Genomic DNA, 17,920 nt, shown 5'->3' with positions numbered 1-17,920 from the left:
CCCCGGCCGACTCGCATGGCGATGCCGTCAATCTCAAGCTCGATTGACACAGCATCTCGGGCCGTTTTCCACTTCCGCGACCGTGCTGGAAGCGTCGGCGCGGGTCCGGAGGCGGCGCCGTCACCAGCGCTCGCCAAGCGATCACCTGCTGGACGAGACCATAACGCCCGGCGGCTTCAGAAATGATTGCGTTCGGTTCCAGCGTCCTCCGCTACGATCCGCGCCTTATCACGCCGACCGCCAGCGCCGTTGATCACCTCGAAACGCCGGGACTGCCGCTCCGGTCAAGCGTAAGGTCAAATCCCTATATCTTCGGACTGCCCGGCAACACGGTTCTCCAGCGGCTCGTCGACGAGAGCGCCGACGACGTCCGCACCCGCCGCGCGCTCAAGCGCAAGCCTGTGCTGCGCGGCTATGCCGAGACCCGCTACAAGGCGAAGTCCTGGAAGCTTGAACGTCGCGTCTGCGCCCGCATCGAGGCGACTGCGATGGGCCTCGACATCCGCTTCGTCGTCACCAATCTCGACAGCGGCTCGGCCGAGCTTGTCTACGACGTGATCTACTGCGCCTGCGGCCAGGCCGAAAACCTGATCAAGATGCACAAGAGCCAACTCGCCTCCGACCGCACCAGCTGCCGTTCGCCGATCGCCAACCAGGTCCGCCTCGTCCTGCACACCGCCGCATACTGGCTGATGATCACCCTGCGCGACGCGGTGCCCACATCCATCATCTGTGCAAAGCCGAGTTCGCCACGTTGCGGGTCAGGCTCCTCAAGCTCGGCGCCCGCGTCATCGAAACCGTCTCGCGCGTCCGCCTGGCCTTCGCCGCCTCCTGTCCCGAGGCCAGCCCGTTCCGGACGCTCGCCAGCAATCTACAGCCGGCTGGACCATGACCGCCGGGGCAGCAGCCCCGTCGAAAGAGGCAGCTTCCACCTCCAGCGCGTACACCAGTCCAGACACAGCCGCGGTGAAAAAGACGCAGCGCTGCCACCCGTCCGCCGCTCAGCGCCAAACAAACCCAGATGCGTCATGAATAAGACGGGCTAATCATCAGTTCGACTTGTCTATTCGTTAGACATAAAGCCTTCAATCATCTTGAGCCTTCCTGCTCATGCTGAGCGCCGGTCGAAGGGGGGCAGTTCATGCGATTTGCAGCCGGTACTTCGCCGATGCTAGCAAGAATTTAAATACCGTCTTGTGCAACCAGCACCCAGGCGCGTCAGCAGCTCCACTGGGTTAGCGCCAGCGGCCGCGGCAAAATCATCTATAGTGAAATCTTCATTCAGCAATTCCACAAAGGTACCTGAACTACAAAGCTCCTCCGGAACATCTGTTATATCTATCGTTATGCATTCCATGCATATTGTTCCGATTAGCGGGGCCGAATATCCGCCGACCCGAACGGATATTTTGTTCGCGCAGGCCCACGGAAGGCCATGCTTGAAACCGATCCCGGCGATCGCTACGCGGGTATTTCGGACCGTACGAAATGTCGCGCCGTAGCCAACAGATTCCCCCCTAGCAACATTGCGCACGTCGAGTATTCTAGCTCGGAGCCTTGCAACGGGGTGCAGCGGATTTGGTTTAATGCCAGCGTCATTGAGCCCGTACAGTGCTGAGCCTACCCTTACCATGTCGAAATGATAGGATTTCCCCAGCCAGACACCGGCGGAGGCAGCGAGACAGCCACAGGTTGGCTTAAGCAGATCATGGATCGCCCGAAAGCGGTTCCTTTGCAACACGTTAGTAGGGTCGGCAACGCGTTCACTACACGCAAGGTGGCTTAGCAAGACCGAAGGGGGATACCTCTCGAACGTACCAGAAAGATACGCACGACGCACGTCAGCGAAAGCGAGCCCAAAACGAGAGAATCCCGTTTCGACGTTGAGAAAGTATGTTTGCGTCCCTGTAGCAATGATGGCCTCCAATTCGCTGCAATTGTTCACAACGGGTATGATGCCGTTGGATTGATAGCATGGGCCAAATTTCGCAAAATCATCCCAAAAAACCGCAATTGCCCCGTCTACATGGGCTGACCTTAGTAGCAACGCTTCGTCCAGATTGGCGACGAAGAGCAGATCGCAACCGGCATCAATGAGCGACCTTGCGATCTCTACAAGACCAAGGCCGTAGGCGTCGCTTTTGACGACAGCGGCCACCCTTACGTGGGGTCCAACGAGGGCCGAGACGGCCTGGAAGTTCGCCTGGACCGCCCTGAGATTCAAGTCAAACACAACATTGGAAGGCCGTACTGGTATGGGCAACATCTTCTATTCTTCGACACTTCCCGCTTTCCTACTCCGCCTATACATTGAAGCCGACATGGTAATATGTCAAGAAAAGTGATTATAATATTTATTAACAGAACATAATGAAAGTTAAATAAAAGATACAAAGAATTATACGGTAATGTACAAAGACGTGGAACACTACATTTGACTTGCGTAGGCCTCCAGGCTATATGTGGTGAGAACGGCTGCCATGGATGGAGCGCCCTACCACTTGGCTATATCTTGGGACGGCCAAGGCCTGAGGAAGTGGGCCACGATGAGATGCTGCTCCCGGGGTAGATGGCATGACGTGGCGGGGACTACGAGGCAGACCTCGAGCTTCGGCTCAGGGATCTGCACAGACGGGTCCATCGGGGAACGTACCGCTCACTGTGGGGCGAGCGGGAAAGCGGGGTCACCTCCGTCAATCGCAGCAACCGAAGTGTTACATGAAACGGTCATTCCGTCGCTTCCCGAACCTGATGTGTGGACCGGCTTGGCTTCGGCCAATGTCTAGGGGCCGATGAGGTGGAAGCGCGCGAAAATCCATCGAGGCTCGCGGCGAAGACGTTGTCCAGCCGCATTAGGAAGCCGGATATCCGTCAGCAGTTGTGACCAACGATCCTGATCCAGCCAACCTGTTGCAATCGGGCGGGGTCCATATACATCCACACATGGCTATCGCCGCGGAGCAGGATTCGAATGTTCGGCCAGTTGATCCGGATCGCCCGCACCAGACGGCGCAGGTGGGGGCGGATCTCAGCCCCGCTTGGCCGGTCGCAGGATAGCGCTGACGAACCTTCCCGCATCATCGAACACTACGAATCGGCTGGAAGCCGTACTCGTCATGGTGGGCATTGAACAGGCGAAGCTGTTGGCCTCCGTGCACAGCGTCGAAGGTGTCGTCAATGTCCAGTACGATCCGCTTCGGCACCGGAACGAGGCGCCAACCGGCTGCGCCGTGATCCGGTCTTCAAGATGGCCCAGGATGCGCAATAAAGATCGACCATCGCCCGGCTCATCGCCACCAGCTCCCGCACGCCGGGCAGGTCCTCCAGCCGGACAGCGTCGATTGCGACGCCAGATCCCGACCGTCGTTGCCGTCCTCGTAGCCGGCGGCAATCATCTTCATGCGAAAGCCGATCATGTCCGCCAGGCTGTGGACGACCTGGCCCGGGCAGCGGGGATCGTCGATGCAACGCGCCAGACGCTCAGCCACCCGCAACCGCTTTTGCACCTCGGCCAAAGCCAGAACGCCGCTGTTGGACGACAGCATGCCGCCGTCGAAACGGGCGACGACGGACTTGCCGCCGACTGATGACAAACTGCTCAGCGGCAGCGTAGAATCATTCATCGCGGGTGTGGTCTCCGAGAAGCGGCGCGGATCGGCGTAAGCAACCAAATCCTGCATACTTCAACGGCTTGCAGCACATCCGCCCCCCATGACTTTTTTCAGGCCAGTTCGAATGATCTCGGGGGCTTTTCGAGCCAAAAACGCGTAAATTGTCGGACCTTACGGCAGTTAAGGCAGACACCTCGAACTGTTTCCACGTACGGTTTTTGTGAGTTATGTCATCAATATAGAAAAAACCAATTTTCTTATTTTTTATTAGCGATCTAGTGTTATTTAGTAAGATGAATGCAGTCATTTTTTCTAACTTTAATATCTCGAAAGCAAATTGGACCACTGCCCTGCCGGCCTCGACGCCGATACCTCTACCAGAGGCCACAAGGTGGAGGCCAGTTACCATCTCCACATAGTTTGGATCACCGGGCAGATCATTAGGATCTTCGGGCCGATACGTGCCGCTGCACATCAATCCAGAATAGCCAGCGAACTTTCTGGCGGTACCTTCATCTTTGACGAACACCATCCATAAGCCGAAACGATGGTGCCGCCAGTGATTGATAAAGTTAAGTAATGCAGCTCTCGATTGCTCTACCGTTGAATCAAGTCCATTCCTGATGGCATCTACCACAAAGGGATCATTATGAAGGTTATGTATAAGGAGATGGTCGCTATGAGATGGCGGCCTTAGGATCAGGCGCGGCGTTTCTAGAATGTGCATGAGAACATTCCTTTCCCCAGCCGGCAATGACTATTGGGCGGCATGCCAGCAAAAGTCCGACTATAATCTCGCAGAACCGCGTTCATTGGGTTAAATTATAAGAAATATTGTCAACATATTGTTTCTTAAATGCTTAAGATTTTTTTTTCGATAAGGCGCAACAATTACACGACGATGACATTGCTGAATTCACCCGAGGAATGCCATGTTGGGCGCGCTCAAAGCTGAAACGACGGGCTATAACGGCAATCAGGTGTCCGGAACCGAACCTGCGCTCCTCAAGTAGCGCCTTGCGTAGCTGGAGTTGCGTCGGGATGCGATCGACACCCTGACTTGACATTTGAGAACCTTGAGGCCGAACGCCTCGACGAAGCGGAACAATACGATCTCTACATCACCGATGATCGGTGCTGCCGGTTCGACTCGATACCATTGCAAAGTACCTTCGTGCAGGGCCAATCCTCGCCGATATCAGGCGCAAGGGAGCCCGGCTCGCCGGGGTGCCTGACATCGCCCCACCGCCGCCGACCGCTCGGGATGCCTGCCGCGCTGACATAATCTGCAGGGCGCGGCAATTTCCCGCGGGTGTTCTGCAGGAGCCACAAGCCTGACCAGCCTGAACCCGTTTTCCGAGCCATCCCGGACTGGCTGGCCGGGAGGGCTGGGCAACTTGCGAGGATGGGCACGGAACCGGCCCGTTGGTGGTCTGGCTGGGATGACCTGACGAAGCGCGGACTGCGGATCGTGTGTCTCGACGCGTGGCACGCAAGCGCGGCCCTCTCGATGATACCGAACAAGACAGACCGCCACGATGCGGCCGGCCTGGCTCAGATCGTGCGGACGGGATGGTTCAGGGAAGTCCTCTTCAAGAGCTATGACGCCTATGTCATGCTGGCGCTGCTGTTGGCACGCGACGTCCTGGACGGCATCCGCGGCAAGATCGAGAACGAGATCCGTGGGCCGCTCAAGACCTTCGGCATCCTGTTCGGGCAAAAGCTCGGCGGCTTTACCCTCGTGCTAAGGAAATCGCCTCCGCTGAGTTGACGGCAGCGCCTGAGATCAGAGCAATCGTCGAGCGATAGAGGCCCGCCGATCCATCATCAAGCGGATCAGGATGCTTGATGCGCGCGTTCGCGCAGCCGGCTGTTCATGACCGCACCCGGCGTTGGCGCTGTGGGTGCTGTAGCCTGGTAATTACAGTCTCCTCGGCCGGTCCGAATGGACAACCTCCTGAACGCTCAAACCTAGCGGATGTCATTTCCGAAATATCGCGCGTGGGCGATATCAAGGATGCGATTCATAAGGCTCGAGTAGCTGTGTCCAGCAGCGATCGCGGCTAGGACACATACGGAGTGCATACTGAGCCCCGGCATTGAGTTGATCTCCAGGACCAAGGGACGGCCGGAGCGGTCGATCCGGATGTCGAGCCGGGCATAGTCCCTGCACTGGCAAGCACGGAAGGTCGCAACCGAAATTTCCCCCAGCAAGGTCGCAAGGCTACTTTCGATTTTCGCCGGGCAAATCGTCGGCAGCTCCTCGGCAGGCAGGTACTTCCCCTCCCATGTCAAAAGACCAGTTTCGCGTTCGCCGAAGTCGATCTCCGCCAAAGGCAACACCTCGGGTTCTCCGTTTCCCAGCAGCGCGACGTGGATTTCTCGCCCATCGATGTATTCCTCCACGAGCGCATCCTGTCCATATTGCGTGACAATCATTTCCACTGCCTGCCTCAGCTGAGCGGGCTCATGTACAAGCTGCAAACCGAAGCTGTTATCTTCGCGACGCGGCTTCACTACCACTGGGAATCGCAGGTCTCCGGTACTCTCGGTGCCGAGGCGCATGACGCAAAAGTTCGCCGTCGGCACGCCGCAACTACGCATGAGCCTCTTGCTGATCACCTTATCGTCCGTCAGCCCATGCCCGAGTGGGCCCGACCCGGTGTATGGAACGCCCGCCATCTCGAGCATGGCCGGGACGTGGGTGAAACGGTATTCGCCCTGAATACCCTCTGCCAAATTGAAAACGATTCCCGAAGGACGGGCTTGCAGATCGGGTGGCATGAACCGCTCGAGCGTATTGAGCAGTCCTTTGTCGCCTTCACATACTAGCGTCTCGTGACCACCCTCTCTCAGTGCCGCCACCACCCTTTCGATCGTCGCGCAATACGACGGCCAAGGGTGCGGGGGCTCTGGATAAGGCTGCCCGAACCGATTGATTACGCCGGCAAATTCGCTATTCCACACGATGGCTACCCGCATTGAGGTACTCCTGTGATATCGCCTTCTGTTATTGGCTCGAGCGGAACAGTCCGTCTGCGACCGCGCCCGCTACACGGAGTCCGCAGCAATCAACGTGCCACCAAGAAATGTGCGAAGAAGGGGAGAAAAGGTTTCGCGCCGTGCCCGCGGAATACTTGTGACTGAGCGTATTGAATTCGCCAACAGACGTCTTCAATGCGACACAGCCGGAACACAACACGAGGCCGACCTTGATCGCCGGCTCGATCACCTCATGGCCCTGGTCCCGACCCACCCGGCCGGTGGCAAGCTGCAGACGGTCGTCGGAAGATTCGCCGCCACCTCTTCGTCTTCGTCCAAAATCGTGATCTCGCGGCGGCCAACAACGGCGCGGAGCGGGCGCGCGCCCCTGTGCGGTCTACCGCAAGATCACCAACGGCTTCCGCAGCGCATGGGGCGCTGCCCTCTACGCAGACATCAGGTCGGTCGTCGAAACCGCGCGCCGAAGATCAATCCGGGCCACCGACGCCATCCGCCTCACCCTCGACCAAAGGCCGCTGCCGATCGGCACATAGATCGCGCCATCACCATCCTCTTGCCATCGGCAATGTCATCACGCAAAGCAGGGCTGTGGAGACATCCGCGCCGGTGTCCGATGCCGACAGGATGGGAAGATCGTGGCCAGCGCACCGAAGACCAAAGCCAGCAAGAACATCATTACTTTGAAGGTGACGCTGCGCGGCACTAAGCCGCCGGTCTGGCGCCGGCTGGTCATGCCCGGCACGATGACGCTCGGCGACCTGCACCAGGCGATCCAGGCGTATGGCCCACCTCCATGCCTTCGACATCGGCGGCGAGCAGTTGGCGATCGGCACAGTGTCGACGACGTCGCCGACGAAAATCGCGTGACCCTGAACGGCCTGCTGAGATCACTTCGGTGACAATTGGGAGCACACGGTCGCATTCGAAAAAAGCGAGCCGGTCGTCGAGGGCGTATCCTACCCCATCTGCATCACTGGAAAGCGCAACTGTCCACCAGAGGATTGCGGTGGCGTCTGGGGCTATGAGGAGTTGCTGGCCATTCTGGCCAATCCCACCCAACCCCGAACACGCCGAACGGAGCGACTGGATCGGCGAAGAGTTCAACCCGGACGAGTTCGATCTGGAACACGCCAACACCGTGCTCGCCGCCCGGTTCACCAAAAAATAGTCGCCGCCCGATAAGCCATTCCGTCGCCGAACGTTGGGCGTGAGTAATTACGAAAAAGTAGCTGTCCGACGCGCATTTGAGATGGAATGTCGTATCACTAGAACGGAATATCTAACATATCGTATTGTTCCCTTCCTTGGAACCGCGTTGCTTCTGCAACGTGGGGGTAAACATAGTAGGAGAACTACAGCCAATCGGGTGGAAGCGTACTTTGAGCTTTGGCTAGTGCTAGGACGAGCGTACCGAAGCACGGCGGTTCGCCGCCAACGGGGCTGGATAGCCGGACTTGGCGCGACATTGCGTTGGGCGGGGAAATAGCACTCCAGCAGAAGGATCGCAGACGATCATTGCCCCGATCCGGAAGCGGCATCCCAAACTCAACTCATAGGCTTGACGGCTTGGCCTCCCAATAATAGAACTGCGTTCAGGATAGAACGGCATAGCGATTAATGGGGAACGAGAGATGCCAGATCAGTTCAGGACAGCAGCGCCTTGGGGCGGCGAGTTCTCAAAAGAACCGATCGCGGCGACGGAACTTCTCTCCGGCTCTGCCCCTGGGGGCCTCACCTGGAACGCTAGTTTCTTCCCACCGGAAAACGCCGAAGAAGCGAGTCAGCCATTCGCCGGGGTCCTGCAGCTGGACGGCGCGACGATGACCATGCTCGCTAGCGATCCCAACGGGCGGCCGGATCCGAGCGGCTTCAGGCCCACTCGGATCTTGGGTAAAGAAACGACCTTATTCCCGGATGTGTCACTGGCGCTCTTTACCCACAACGGTCATCTAGTGCCGACGTCTCAGAATGTTTTGCGCAGTGGCAGTATTCCCGGCGCCCGCAGCTGGTGGGACCTTATCGTTCAGCCAGGCCGCGTCTGGTCCGAAGCCGGCGACCTTCCTGGTTGGAACCGTGCGGCGTTTCCCTTCGCGCTAGTAACCCGAATGGACGGCGAGATTCATATCGGTGTCGCCCTCTTCCTCTACAATGAGAGCCAGGTCTCGCCGGTGCGCTTTCAGGTAGTTCAAGGGTCCGTGACTTGGTACACGCACCCCTTCACTGCCTGGGGCGTAACGAAAGCTAGCTATCGGCCCGGCGGAATCGATAATATTGAAGAGCGAATGCGGGCGTACGACCAAGAGCTCGCTGAACGGCTTCCGGTCGCATCGTGGTCGGAGCTCCCTCCGGAGGTGTCTCACGATCCGCTGGTCAAGATGTCTACTTCGCACACCGATGCCGATCCCGATGTTTTCGCCAGCGCCGTCGTGCATGACGGCGTTCTGTACCGCACTGGCTACCACACGGCAGCTGGCGCGTTCCCCTACAGCGATGAAATTCGCCATAGCGTATGGTCAACCACTAAGACGGCGATGGCGAATGTGGCAACGCTCCGTGTCGCCCAGAAGCACGGTGTCGCGATCCTAGACGAGCCGATCGCTAAGTATCTGGCGTCCGCTCGCCAGCCGGGCTGGGACGATGTAACCTTCCGCAACCTAGCCAACATGTCTTCCGGCCGGCATAGAGGGGAGGGGGATTACACACCGGGATGGTTCTCATTCCTCTTCGACTATTGCGCGGATGCCAAGACCCAGAAGGCGCTGGCGTTGTCACCACGCAGGTACGACCCAGGTTCGGAGTTCAACTATAGCGGTCAAGCCGTTTACCTGCTGGGGGTGGCGCTAGACGCTGTCCTCAAGAGCAAGGAGGGGCCTCAAGCGTCCGCGTGGGAAATGCTTGAGCGCGAAGTCGCACAGCCGATCGGCATCCGTCACCTTCCCAACATCAGCACCATCGAAGCAGACGGGTCCCGGGGGCAACCCTACTGGGACATGGGCTATTTCCCCACACTCGACGACCTAGCTAAGTTAGGGCTGCTCTACCAAAATCACGGCGCCTGGAGCGGACAACAAATTCTCCACCGAGACCTCACAGATTCGCTACTGCCTACCATCGTGCAGCCGGTGCCGGATCGCTCACCGAACCCGCGCTACTACTTGAACTGGTGGATTGAGAAGACAGGTCCATGGTGGTTGCCCCGAATGATGGGATACGGGAGGAACTGGCTAACTCTTTTGCCTGGCGACAAGGTCGCCATTAGAGTCGGGAATCATCAGGACCGGCCATGGCCACCTGAAGACTTCGTCCCACCAGGGGGGATATGGCCACCGGAAGACTACGTGCCTGGATGGCCACGCCTGGACCTGCTGCCCCCCGACGCCGAGTTTGAATAGCTCCATTTCAGCGGGAAGTCGGGAGCGCGCGCAGGAATACAGTCAGTTATCTGGAAAGCTGACCACCGCACATCGCCGTTGGTCATCGGCGTCAATGTGACTTCACGTGCCTTAGTTTTTCCCGCCTGAGTAGCCGACCTGTGATATCGGGGCACGTCGCCGGCGCCGCATCATCCTCTCAGGCAAGCAGTACAATCCAACCAATACAAAACTCCGCGATTGATTCACGTTGACAAGGAGAAAAAAAACTACAGAGTAGAACAGCGTTCCATGGTGAATGCGGTTCTGGTACCGGAGGTGTGGTCGTAAACAAGCCGCACAAAAGGGGCGCAACAAACGTGCGGGTAAGCAAGCCCGCTCAGGGATAGGGAGGATAAAGTGAAGAAGCTACTGGTTTCCACGACAGCCGTCACGCTGTCGGTTATGATTGCCACCACCGCGGAAGCGCAAGAAAAGACAGTCACCTACATGTCATGGACGCCTGTATCCCAGACGGTCGACAAGATGATCAAGGCCACTGAATCTGCATTTCCAGGCGTAAAGATTAAGGCGAAGATCAGCGAACAGAATGACCTTGATCTTCAGAGCCGCGCCAATGCTGGCAATTTGCCCGACTTAATCGGCCTCAATGTTAGTTCGACACAGAAGTACCGGGAGAAATTGGCACCTGCCCAGAAGTGCGCCGAATCGGTTTGGGGCGCTGATTGGCAGTCGAAATTCTATCCTATAGGTATTAAGGAGGCTCGGCACGGCAACCCCAAAGGCGACGAAAACTTCTACGCTTTGCCGGTCGAGACGCAAACGGTAAATCTCTGGTACACAGTACCCGTACTCAAAGAGCTCGGTCTCGAGCCGCCAAAAACATACGATGAACTCAAAGCGCTTGCCAAAGTGGCCCGAGCTGCGGGAGACGCGCCGATGATGATTGGCGCCGCCGATGGCTGGATTAATGCGCTTGTTTACATGCAGATCATCCACAACATTGCGCCGGGCCTCACCGAACAAGCAGAAGTTGGACAGGTGCCATGGACAGACGACCGATTTGTCGAGGCCATGCGGGTCTGGAAAAGAATGTTCGACGACGGAATTTTCCAGGATGGCGCGCTTGGACTGTCTCATTACCCAGGGGCCGCCGAGGCGGTGGAGAGTGCGCGCGTGGCCACCTTTCCCATGGGATCTTGGTGGCAGCAACAGGCTGCCTCCCCAAATCCTACCCCCCTTTCGGCGGACTTAGCGGGTTACGCTCCTTTCAAGTTCCCGGATGTGACGGGGAAAGGAGCGCCAGAAGATCTCTTGGGCGGTATCGACATTATGATCGGTATTTCCAAGAGTGCTGACTATGACGCCGCCTGCAAGGTGCTGACCGATTGGATCGGAGGTCATGGGGCTCAGGTTATGATCAACAATCTGGATGATCTTCCGGCCTTCGTCGGTCTTCGGCCGGAGAAGTTTGGCACGAAACGCCAAGAAGAGATCTGGGACAAATTCACCAAGGAATGGTTACCCGCCGTTAAACATTCTCACCTGATCAGCTTGCCTGCGGTCTATCAGGCGTTGCAGGACGCCTTAGGCGCGGTCGCAACTGGCGACAAGCCACCTGAGGCGGGCATGGAAATGGTTCAGCAGGCATATGTCTCAAGCAAGCACTAATGCACGTATCACGCGTGCCATGACAGGGGGGCGGCGGCTAGTCCGCAGCCTCTCTCGTAATGAGCCAAGTCGCCGCGGCCAGCCAATCGCTTCCGAAAGACGGGGCGAGATCCAGGGGCTGGCGTTTGTATTACCCGCTTTGACGCTGTTTGCGATCTTTATTCTATATCCTGCCTTCTATATTTCTTATGCGAGTTTTTTTGAGTGGGATGGTGTAAGTCCGGGTGCCTTCATTGGAATAAATAATTTCCGTGATCTCACTCATGACGCGGCATTTTGGAATGCTATGCGTAACATGCTGTTGTGGGCGCTGCTTAATATTGCGCCACAGATGATCCTCGGCTTCCTGATAGCGTTCTTACTTGAGATCCGGACGAACTTCGTCACTTTGTTCCGGGTTCTATTTTACCTCCCTGCTATTATCTCTCCGGTGGTGATCGGCATCGTCTGGCAGCGTATTTATAATCCGTTTGGAGGCCTGCTCTCCGATGTGGGCATAGCTACCGGAATCGATTCGCTCAGATTCCCTTTTCTCGCTGATCCGCAGACTGCGATCTTCGCGGTGATCGCAGTGAACGTCTGGCAATGGATGGGGTTCTCAATGCTGATGTACATAGCGGGAATGAAGGGAATCTCAAGGGAAGTCTTGGATGCTGCGCGACTTGACGGCCTCACCACCCGGCAAACGGCCGTTCACGTGGTGTGGCCTATGCTACGCCACGTTCATTTAACGCTAATTTTGCTGGGGGTTCTCGACGCCCTTCAGACATTTACGCTCCCTTACATTATGACTAAAGGTGGCCCTAATCACGCGAGCGAGACATTGCCGATCCATATTTTTCAGGAGGGGTTTGCCATGCAGAATATGGGATACGCCTCGGCGCTTTCGGTTGTCCTCCTGGTCCTGTCCCTCGGTCTCAGTATCTTCCAGATAAAGGTCGTTGGTGCACGTTTTTCCATTGGGGGTCGGGCATGATCCGCGCGAATGCTTTTACGAAGTGGTGTACTAGTATTTTCTTATTTCTGCTGGCTATCGTCTGGATGGTGCCGGTTTGGATTATGCTAGTTACTGCTTTTACTCCATCGGAGAAACGGGTAGTCGGCTTCGGCGGCTTGCTGATCAGCGACGTGAGCTTGCGAAACTTTCAGACTGTGTTTGCCGATGCGCCGATCTTACAACATCTTGCGAACAGCCTCATCATCACGCTCACATCTGTCGCGCTTGTGGTTCTGTTCGGCGCAATGGCGGCCTATGCTTTTGCCAACATGCGTATACGCGGCAAAAATTTTTGGTTCTTTCTTTTAATGACTACCATGATGCTGCCAGGATCGACGCTGATCGTACCCCTCTTCCAGATCAACAAGTCGCTCGGTCTGTTGGACACCTATCAAGGCCTGATCCTCCCTTACACGGCGCTTGGATTGCCGTTTGCAATTATCATCCTCCGAGGCTTCTTCGAGGCGCTACCTCCCGAACTCGGAGAGGCGGCGCGCCTGGACGGCGTCTCGCAGATCCGCATTTTCTGGTTCATTGCCCTGCCCCTTAGCTGGCCGGCTATTACGGTGGTCGTCATCTTGCAATTTATGGCCAGCTTCAATGAGTTCGTGCTGGCCCTCATAATGACTGACAGCGACTCTATTAAGCCGCTCAGTCTTGTTCCGCTCATCTATAGCGGACGTTTCGTGTTGCAGCCTGGCGCCATGTTCGCCACACTCGCGCTTATGACTTTGCCAGTGGTGGTGGTTTATCTCGGCATGCAGCGGTTTATGATCAGCGGGTTGACCGCAGGTGCCGTTAAGGGATGAGAACTGCCCAAAACGAGTTTCGCTAATGGCTAGGACCGGCAGCAGCGATGCAACGGCTGATGCAATGCCGATTGCCCGCGGGCCCAACGTTCACGTTGTCAGCTCGCGGCAAGCACGATCTAGATTCACCAGATTGTTCCTCACGACACTCTCCCCCACGTCAGAATGATCCTGTTGTATCGTGTACGGACGAATGAAAGGTTTCGCGTTGTTTGCGTTGACGGATCACAATGGCTCGTCTCATTCTCGCCCGCTGGTACGGACCGAGCCATCGGTTTTTCTGCGTAACAAGGCGTTCCGAAGAATACAGGATCACTTCTACCAGTTTGCAGTTGCTTGGGCGAATGGTCGTCAGCAAGATGGAAGGAGGGAATGATGGCCGCGCTTGCGCTTCAAAACGTTTACAAAAAGTATGGCTCCGTCGAGGCCATAACCGATGTGAGCTTGGAGGTTCGTGAAGGGGAGTTTGTGGTGTTCGTAGGCCCCTCGGGCTGCGGAAAGTCGACGCTGCTCCGTATGATCGCTGGGCTAGAGGATATCAGTAGTGGAAGGTTAATGATAGGCGCTGAGGAGCGCACCCATACCGATCCGGCCAAGCGCCAAATAGCCATGGTGTTCCAGTCTTACGCACTCTATCCCCACCTGACGGTGCGAGGGAACCTGGGTTTTGCTCTACGAATGGCCGGCGAGTCCAAACCTGCAATAGCAGCCAAAGTTGATCCGATAGCAACCATGCTTCAATTAAGTGGGCTCATGGACCGCAGACCGTCACAGTTGTCTGGTGGTCAGCGTCAACGGGTTGCAATAGGTCGCGCGCTCGTCCGGTCGCCTAAGGTTTTCCTGTTTGACGAGCCGTTGTCCAATCTCGACGCCGAATTGCGAGTTCAGATGAGGGTGGAGCTTGCTCAACTCCATAAAAAGATCGGAGTCACCACAATTTACGTGACACACGATCAGGTGGAAGCCATGACTCTGGCCGACCGCATCGTAGTTGTCAGGAATGGCCGGATTGAACAGATCGGCGCGCCGCTTGAGCTCTACGATAATCCCAGCAACCTGTTTGTTGCCGGCTTCATAGGCTCGCCTCGTATCAACGAGATAACGGCGACCGTCACCGGGGTCGATGAGAGCGATCTCTTATTGGAGATTTCGGGTGGAGCGCGAATTTCCTATCCGCGCCTGGAGCTGACAGCGGTCATCGGCGACCGGCTGACTCTCGGGGTCCGTCCAGAGCACTTCATAAGAATTAATGGTGATCCTCAGAATGGCGTTCGGGTAAATGTCGACTATTGGGAACATCTGGGGGGCGTTTCATATGCTTACGGCGCTCTCGCGAACGGCCAACGCATTATCTTTGAAGAGCGGTTGTTTCGGTCGTCCGTTGGCGATCGGTCTCTGTCACTGGAAATCGACATATCGAAAGCCTTCCTTTTTGACGCCACCGGAAGACGGCGTCGCTGACGTCCCGCCGCAGAACGGACCACCTTCACATATTAACTGGCGAATGCGGGTTCATCATTCGATATCAAGCGGCAATCGCCGCGTCGGTGACGGTTCCGGTCGTGACAAGCATAGGGAGTTAAAAGATGGCCGCGTTTGCCCAAGGTGAGTATCGGGAACGTGTCAAGGCGGTCAGCGCCAAGATGCAGGAGAAGGGTATTGATACGTTAGTAGTTCTGAAAGAAACGCACCTTTGCTATTTAACCGGATATGAAGGCTACTCGGACTATGTCCCACAGGCGGCAATTTTGCGCGCCGGCGACCTTGATCCCGTCCTCATTTTGCGGGAAATGGATACGAAATGTGCCTATCCCACAGTCCATCTCGATCAGAGCCGCGTCGAGGCGTACCCTGAAAAATACGTCGGCAACGCGAACCGCTCTCCATGGGATATTATCGGGGAACGAACCCTCCATATTGCGCATGGCGGTCGAATAGGCGTCGAATTTGGGTCGAGAGGGTTCTCTCACAGCGACTACTTACTTTTTATGTCTGCACTTGGCGCCCGAACGGCTGAGGATGCCACTTCCGTGGTGCCGAGTGTCACCGCCAAGAAGTCGGCGGCTGAGATCAAGTATATGCAGGATGCTGCCAAGATTGTTGACCGGGCGCTGATGGCGGGCGCCGATAAGATTGACGTCGGGGTTAGGGAATGCGACGTAGCCGCGACCGTCACGAAGTGTCTGATAGAGGGCACTCCGGAAGTGGGCGGCGGACCTGGCGTGCCAATTTTCATGCCGGTGACGCCGTGGGATAAGGCGCCGCATCTCAGATGGACCGACCGGCAGTACGAAAAGCAGCGTCAAACTAACTTCGAGGTCGCTGCATTTGTCCACAGGTACTATTGTCCCTTGTCGCGGACCGTGTACCTTGGCACGCCACCTGATCGATACAGATTTTTGCATGAGGCGGTGGTGGCGGGTTTCACCTCTGCTCTCGGCGCCGTCAAGCCAGGGGCGATTGCGGGCGATATTTATCGCGCTTTCGCAAAGACCTTTAAGCCTAGCGGCATCCGCAAAGAATCGCGCATCGGATATTCGCTTGGAATTGACGAAGGAGCATATGGCGAGGGCTCCTTCAGCCTTCAGGAGGATGACCGTACGGTCTTAGAAGCGGACTTCACCTTTCACCTTATAGTCGGAATCTGGGAGCGCGAAGACTCTTATATTTTCAGTGAAGCGATCCGGGTTACGCCGAACGGTGCAGAGTCATTCACTAAACTATCTCGGGACATTATGGTCCGCTGAAAAGTTTACCCGGCTCTCCATTCTCGCGGTCTGAGTTCAGGATCGTAGCCGCCGACCATGGGCACGAAGGAGACCCCGTCCGGCGCGAGGTGACGATGATGGGCGAAGATTGTGACACTGGGGAGCACCTCAACGGTGCTATACGGAACCTCCGTTGAATTGGATGGAACAAGGGTCTCAGGTCAAATCCAATGACGTTCTAATACTGCAGATTGCTCTGCGAGCAAGCATGAGCAATTCGGCGCTTTCCAAAAAGCAGCAATGGCTGCAGACGCCATATTTGCCGAGATGGTACGGCACAAATGGCCACTGCGGTAGCGCTAGTCAGATAGGAGGTTAGTATGGAACTCACAGGAAAGCGCGTTGTGGTGATTGGGGGCGCCGGTCTCATCGGTTCGCACACCGTGGACCAGCTAATCCGAGAGCAAGTTTCGGAAATCATCGTTTATGACGACTTTAGCCATGGACAGATGAATTTTCTTGTGGATGCTGGGAAAGACCAGCGTGTCCAAATCGTCAGGGCAGACATTCGGAACATCGACCAGCTCAACTGTGCCATCACAGGCGCTGACGGAGTCATTCATCTCGCCACGTTGTTACTGCTTCGTTGCCGGGCTGATCCGGAGGCGGGGTTTGAGGTGAACGTCCGAGGCACCTTCAACGTTATGCAAGCCTGCATTGCGCAAAGGGTCAAGCGGTTGGTCTACGCGTCTTCCACTTCGGTGTACGGCAATGCCGTCCAGGAACCTATGACCGAGGAACACCCGCTCAACAACCAAAACCTATATGGCGCGACGAAGATTGCGTCGGAGGCGCTGCTGCACGCTTGTTATCATGAGTACGGACTCGCTTACGTCGCTATGCGATATATGAATGTTTATGGTCCTCGCCAGGGGTATGCCGGAGTCTACATGTCGGTGATCATGCGGATGTTTGATGCAGCCGAACGCGGAGAGTCACCGGTCATCGTAGGGGACGGAAACGAGGCCTACGACCTGATCATTGCTGAAGACATCGCCCGGGCCAACGTTTGTGCGTTAAGGGCAGACACCGTTGACCGCGCCTACAATATCGGAACCGGCGTGAAAACCTCGCTACTCGAGCTAGCTGAGATCATCTGCGATCTCACGGGATGCAATGCCCCGGTCCGGTACGTGCCGAGAGCCGATGCCGCGAACTTGGTTCGCAATCGTGTTGGCGACCCTGCACGGGCAAGCGCTGAAATCGGTTTCAAGGCGCACATTCCGGTGAGGGAAGGATTGCGGAAGTTGATGGAATGGCGCGCGGCCAACCATTGGGCTATTCAGCACCCGGAAGGCAGCCCTCGGTCCGCACTCCAGCCTTAGGCGACACTGTACCGCGAAGATGAAACCGCAGCGCCGGTTCGGGATTCGCGAACCGCAATACGACGATCACACGCCGACCGTTGGCCCCGACGATTTCCATTCGGCCACCGGTAGACACTGCTTGGCTGGTCGTAACGGGTACTTCAGAGTGCGATCGCGCAGGAGCCGACTCTTCCGGCTCTACATCGTGCAGGCCGGGACCGACAACACCATGTCAATGAAGGCGATCGGTGGGGTCTCGGACAGCGGGTTGGCTCGGCCCAATCGCCCTTGCTGGGCGTGTTTCACCCAGATGAACAAGTGGTTCGCGTTCATGTCGTGACGCCGCGCCACAACCGACACCGGATCACCGGACTCCTGCACCT

13 protein-coding genes and 3 pseudogenes are annotated in these 17,920 nt (G+C 56.8%); 11 read left to right on the top strand and 5 right to left on the bottom strand.

Annotated features, from left to right (window positions below; genetic code table 11):
* Positions 1-305: 305 nt before the first annotated feature.
* Positions 306-892: pseudogene (locus AC0L2U_RS33220) on the top strand (transposase); the annotation flags it as partial.
* A 279-nt stretch (positions 893-1,171) separates the two neighbouring features.
* On the opposite strand, the gene alr reads toward AC0L2U_RS33220, so the two are convergent.
* The 3 genes and pseudogenes from alr to AC0L2U_RS33205 all read right to left on the bottom strand — a co-directional run bounded on the left by alr (position 1,172) and on the right by AC0L2U_RS33205 (position 4,338).
* Entirely contained in the window at positions 1,172-2,266 is a 1,095-nt protein-coding gene (gene alr, locus AC0L2U_RS33215) for an alanine racemase (protein WP_473603500.1), read from the bottom strand.
* A gap of 677 nt (positions 2,267-2,943) precedes the next feature.
* Positions 2,944-3,623, bottom strand: a pseudogene (locus AC0L2U_RS33210) (transposase); the annotation flags it as partial.
* Complete coding sequence (locus tag AC0L2U_RS33205; protein ID WP_473603499.1) at positions 3,616-4,338, bottom strand: GNAT family N-acetyltransferase; 723 nt, start codon at positions 4,336-4,338, stop codon at positions 3,616-3,618. The pseudogene AC0L2U_RS33210 and the gene AC0L2U_RS33205, both read right to left, overlap by 8 nt.
* A gap of 678 nt (positions 4,339-5,016) precedes the next feature.
* Here AC0L2U_RS33205 and AC0L2U_RS33200 point away from each other — a divergent pair.
* Entirely contained in the window at positions 5,017-5,382 is a 366-nt protein-coding gene (locus AC0L2U_RS33200) for a hypothetical protein (RefSeq protein ID WP_473603498.1), read from the top strand.
* Between the two features lie 200 nt (positions 5,383-5,582).
* Here AC0L2U_RS33200 and AC0L2U_RS33195 read toward each other — a convergent pair whose 3' ends face one another.
* Positions 5,583-6,593 carry a D-alanine--D-alanine ligase family protein gene (locus tag AC0L2U_RS33195; protein ID WP_473603497.1) on the bottom strand — a complete coding sequence of 337 codons (1,011 nt, stop codon included), beginning with the start codon at positions 6,591-6,593 and terminating at the stop codon, positions 5,583-5,585.
* Between the two features lie 656 nt (positions 6,594-7,249).
* Here AC0L2U_RS33195 and AC0L2U_RS33190 point away from each other — a divergent pair.
* From AC0L2U_RS33190 to AC0L2U_RS33150, 9 genes and pseudogenes are all read left to right on the top strand, one after another.
* Complete coding sequence (locus AC0L2U_RS33190) at positions 7,250-7,513, top strand: IS1096 element passenger TnpR family protein (protein WP_473603496.1); 264 nt, start codon at positions 7,250-7,252, stop codon at positions 7,511-7,513.
* A 49-nt stretch (positions 7,514-7,562) separates the two neighbouring features.
* A pseudogene (locus AC0L2U_RS33185) lies at positions 7,563-7,796 on the top strand (IS1096 element passenger TnpR family protein); the annotation flags it as partial.
* Positions 7,797-8,245: 449 nt separating this feature from the next.
* Positions 8,246-10,006, top strand: coding sequence for a serine hydrolase domain-containing protein (locus AC0L2U_RS33180; RefSeq protein ID WP_473603495.1), 1,761 nt, complete (start codon positions 8,246-8,248; stop codon positions 10,004-10,006).
* Positions 10,007-10,384: 378 nt separating this feature from the next.
* Positions 10,385-11,656: an ABC transporter substrate-binding protein gene (locus AC0L2U_RS33175; RefSeq protein WP_473603493.1), complete on the top strand. Its 1,272-nt coding sequence runs from the start codon at positions 10,385-10,387 to the stop codon at positions 11,654-11,656.
* Positions 11,637-12,632 (top strand): carbohydrate ABC transporter permease, encoded by a 996-nt coding sequence (locus AC0L2U_RS33170; RefSeq protein WP_473603492.1) that lies wholly within the window; start codon positions 11,637-11,639, stop codon positions 12,630-12,632. The genes AC0L2U_RS33175 and AC0L2U_RS33170 overlap by 20 nt, the downstream gene beginning before the upstream one ends.
* Positions 12,629-13,462, top strand: coding sequence for a carbohydrate ABC transporter permease (locus tag AC0L2U_RS33165; RefSeq protein ID WP_292386910.1), 834 nt, complete (start codon positions 12,629-12,631; stop codon positions 13,460-13,462). The genes AC0L2U_RS33170 and AC0L2U_RS33165 overlap by 4 nt, the downstream gene beginning before the upstream one ends.
* Positions 13,463-13,837: 375 nt before the next feature.
* Positions 13,838-14,923, top strand: coding sequence for an ABC transporter ATP-binding protein (locus tag AC0L2U_RS33160; RefSeq protein ID WP_473603491.1), 1,086 nt, complete (start codon positions 13,838-13,840; stop codon positions 14,921-14,923).
* Between the two features lie 125 nt (positions 14,924-15,048).
* Positions 15,049-16,209 (top strand): M24 family metallopeptidase, encoded by a 1,161-nt coding sequence (locus tag AC0L2U_RS33155; protein WP_473603490.1) that lies wholly within the window; start codon positions 15,049-15,051, stop codon positions 16,207-16,209.
* Between the two features lie 341 nt (positions 16,210-16,550).
* Positions 16,551-17,555: an NAD-dependent epimerase/dehydratase family protein gene (locus AC0L2U_RS33150; protein WP_473603489.1), complete on the top strand. Its 1,005-nt coding sequence runs from the start codon at positions 16,551-16,553 to the stop codon at positions 17,553-17,555.
* A 180-nt stretch (positions 17,556-17,735) separates the two neighbouring features.
* On the opposite strand, the gene AC0L2U_RS33145 is transcribed toward AC0L2U_RS33150, so the two are convergent.
* Positions 17,736-17,920: transposase (locus AC0L2U_RS33145; protein WP_473603488.1), on the bottom strand; the 185-nt coding region annotated here is incomplete at its 5' end.

It is taken from the genome of Mesorhizobium sp. WSM4808, from assembly GCF_055811675.1.
The sequence above is the reverse complement of the archived record's forward strand: the minus strand, read 5'-3'. Positions and strand labels throughout refer to the sequence as shown.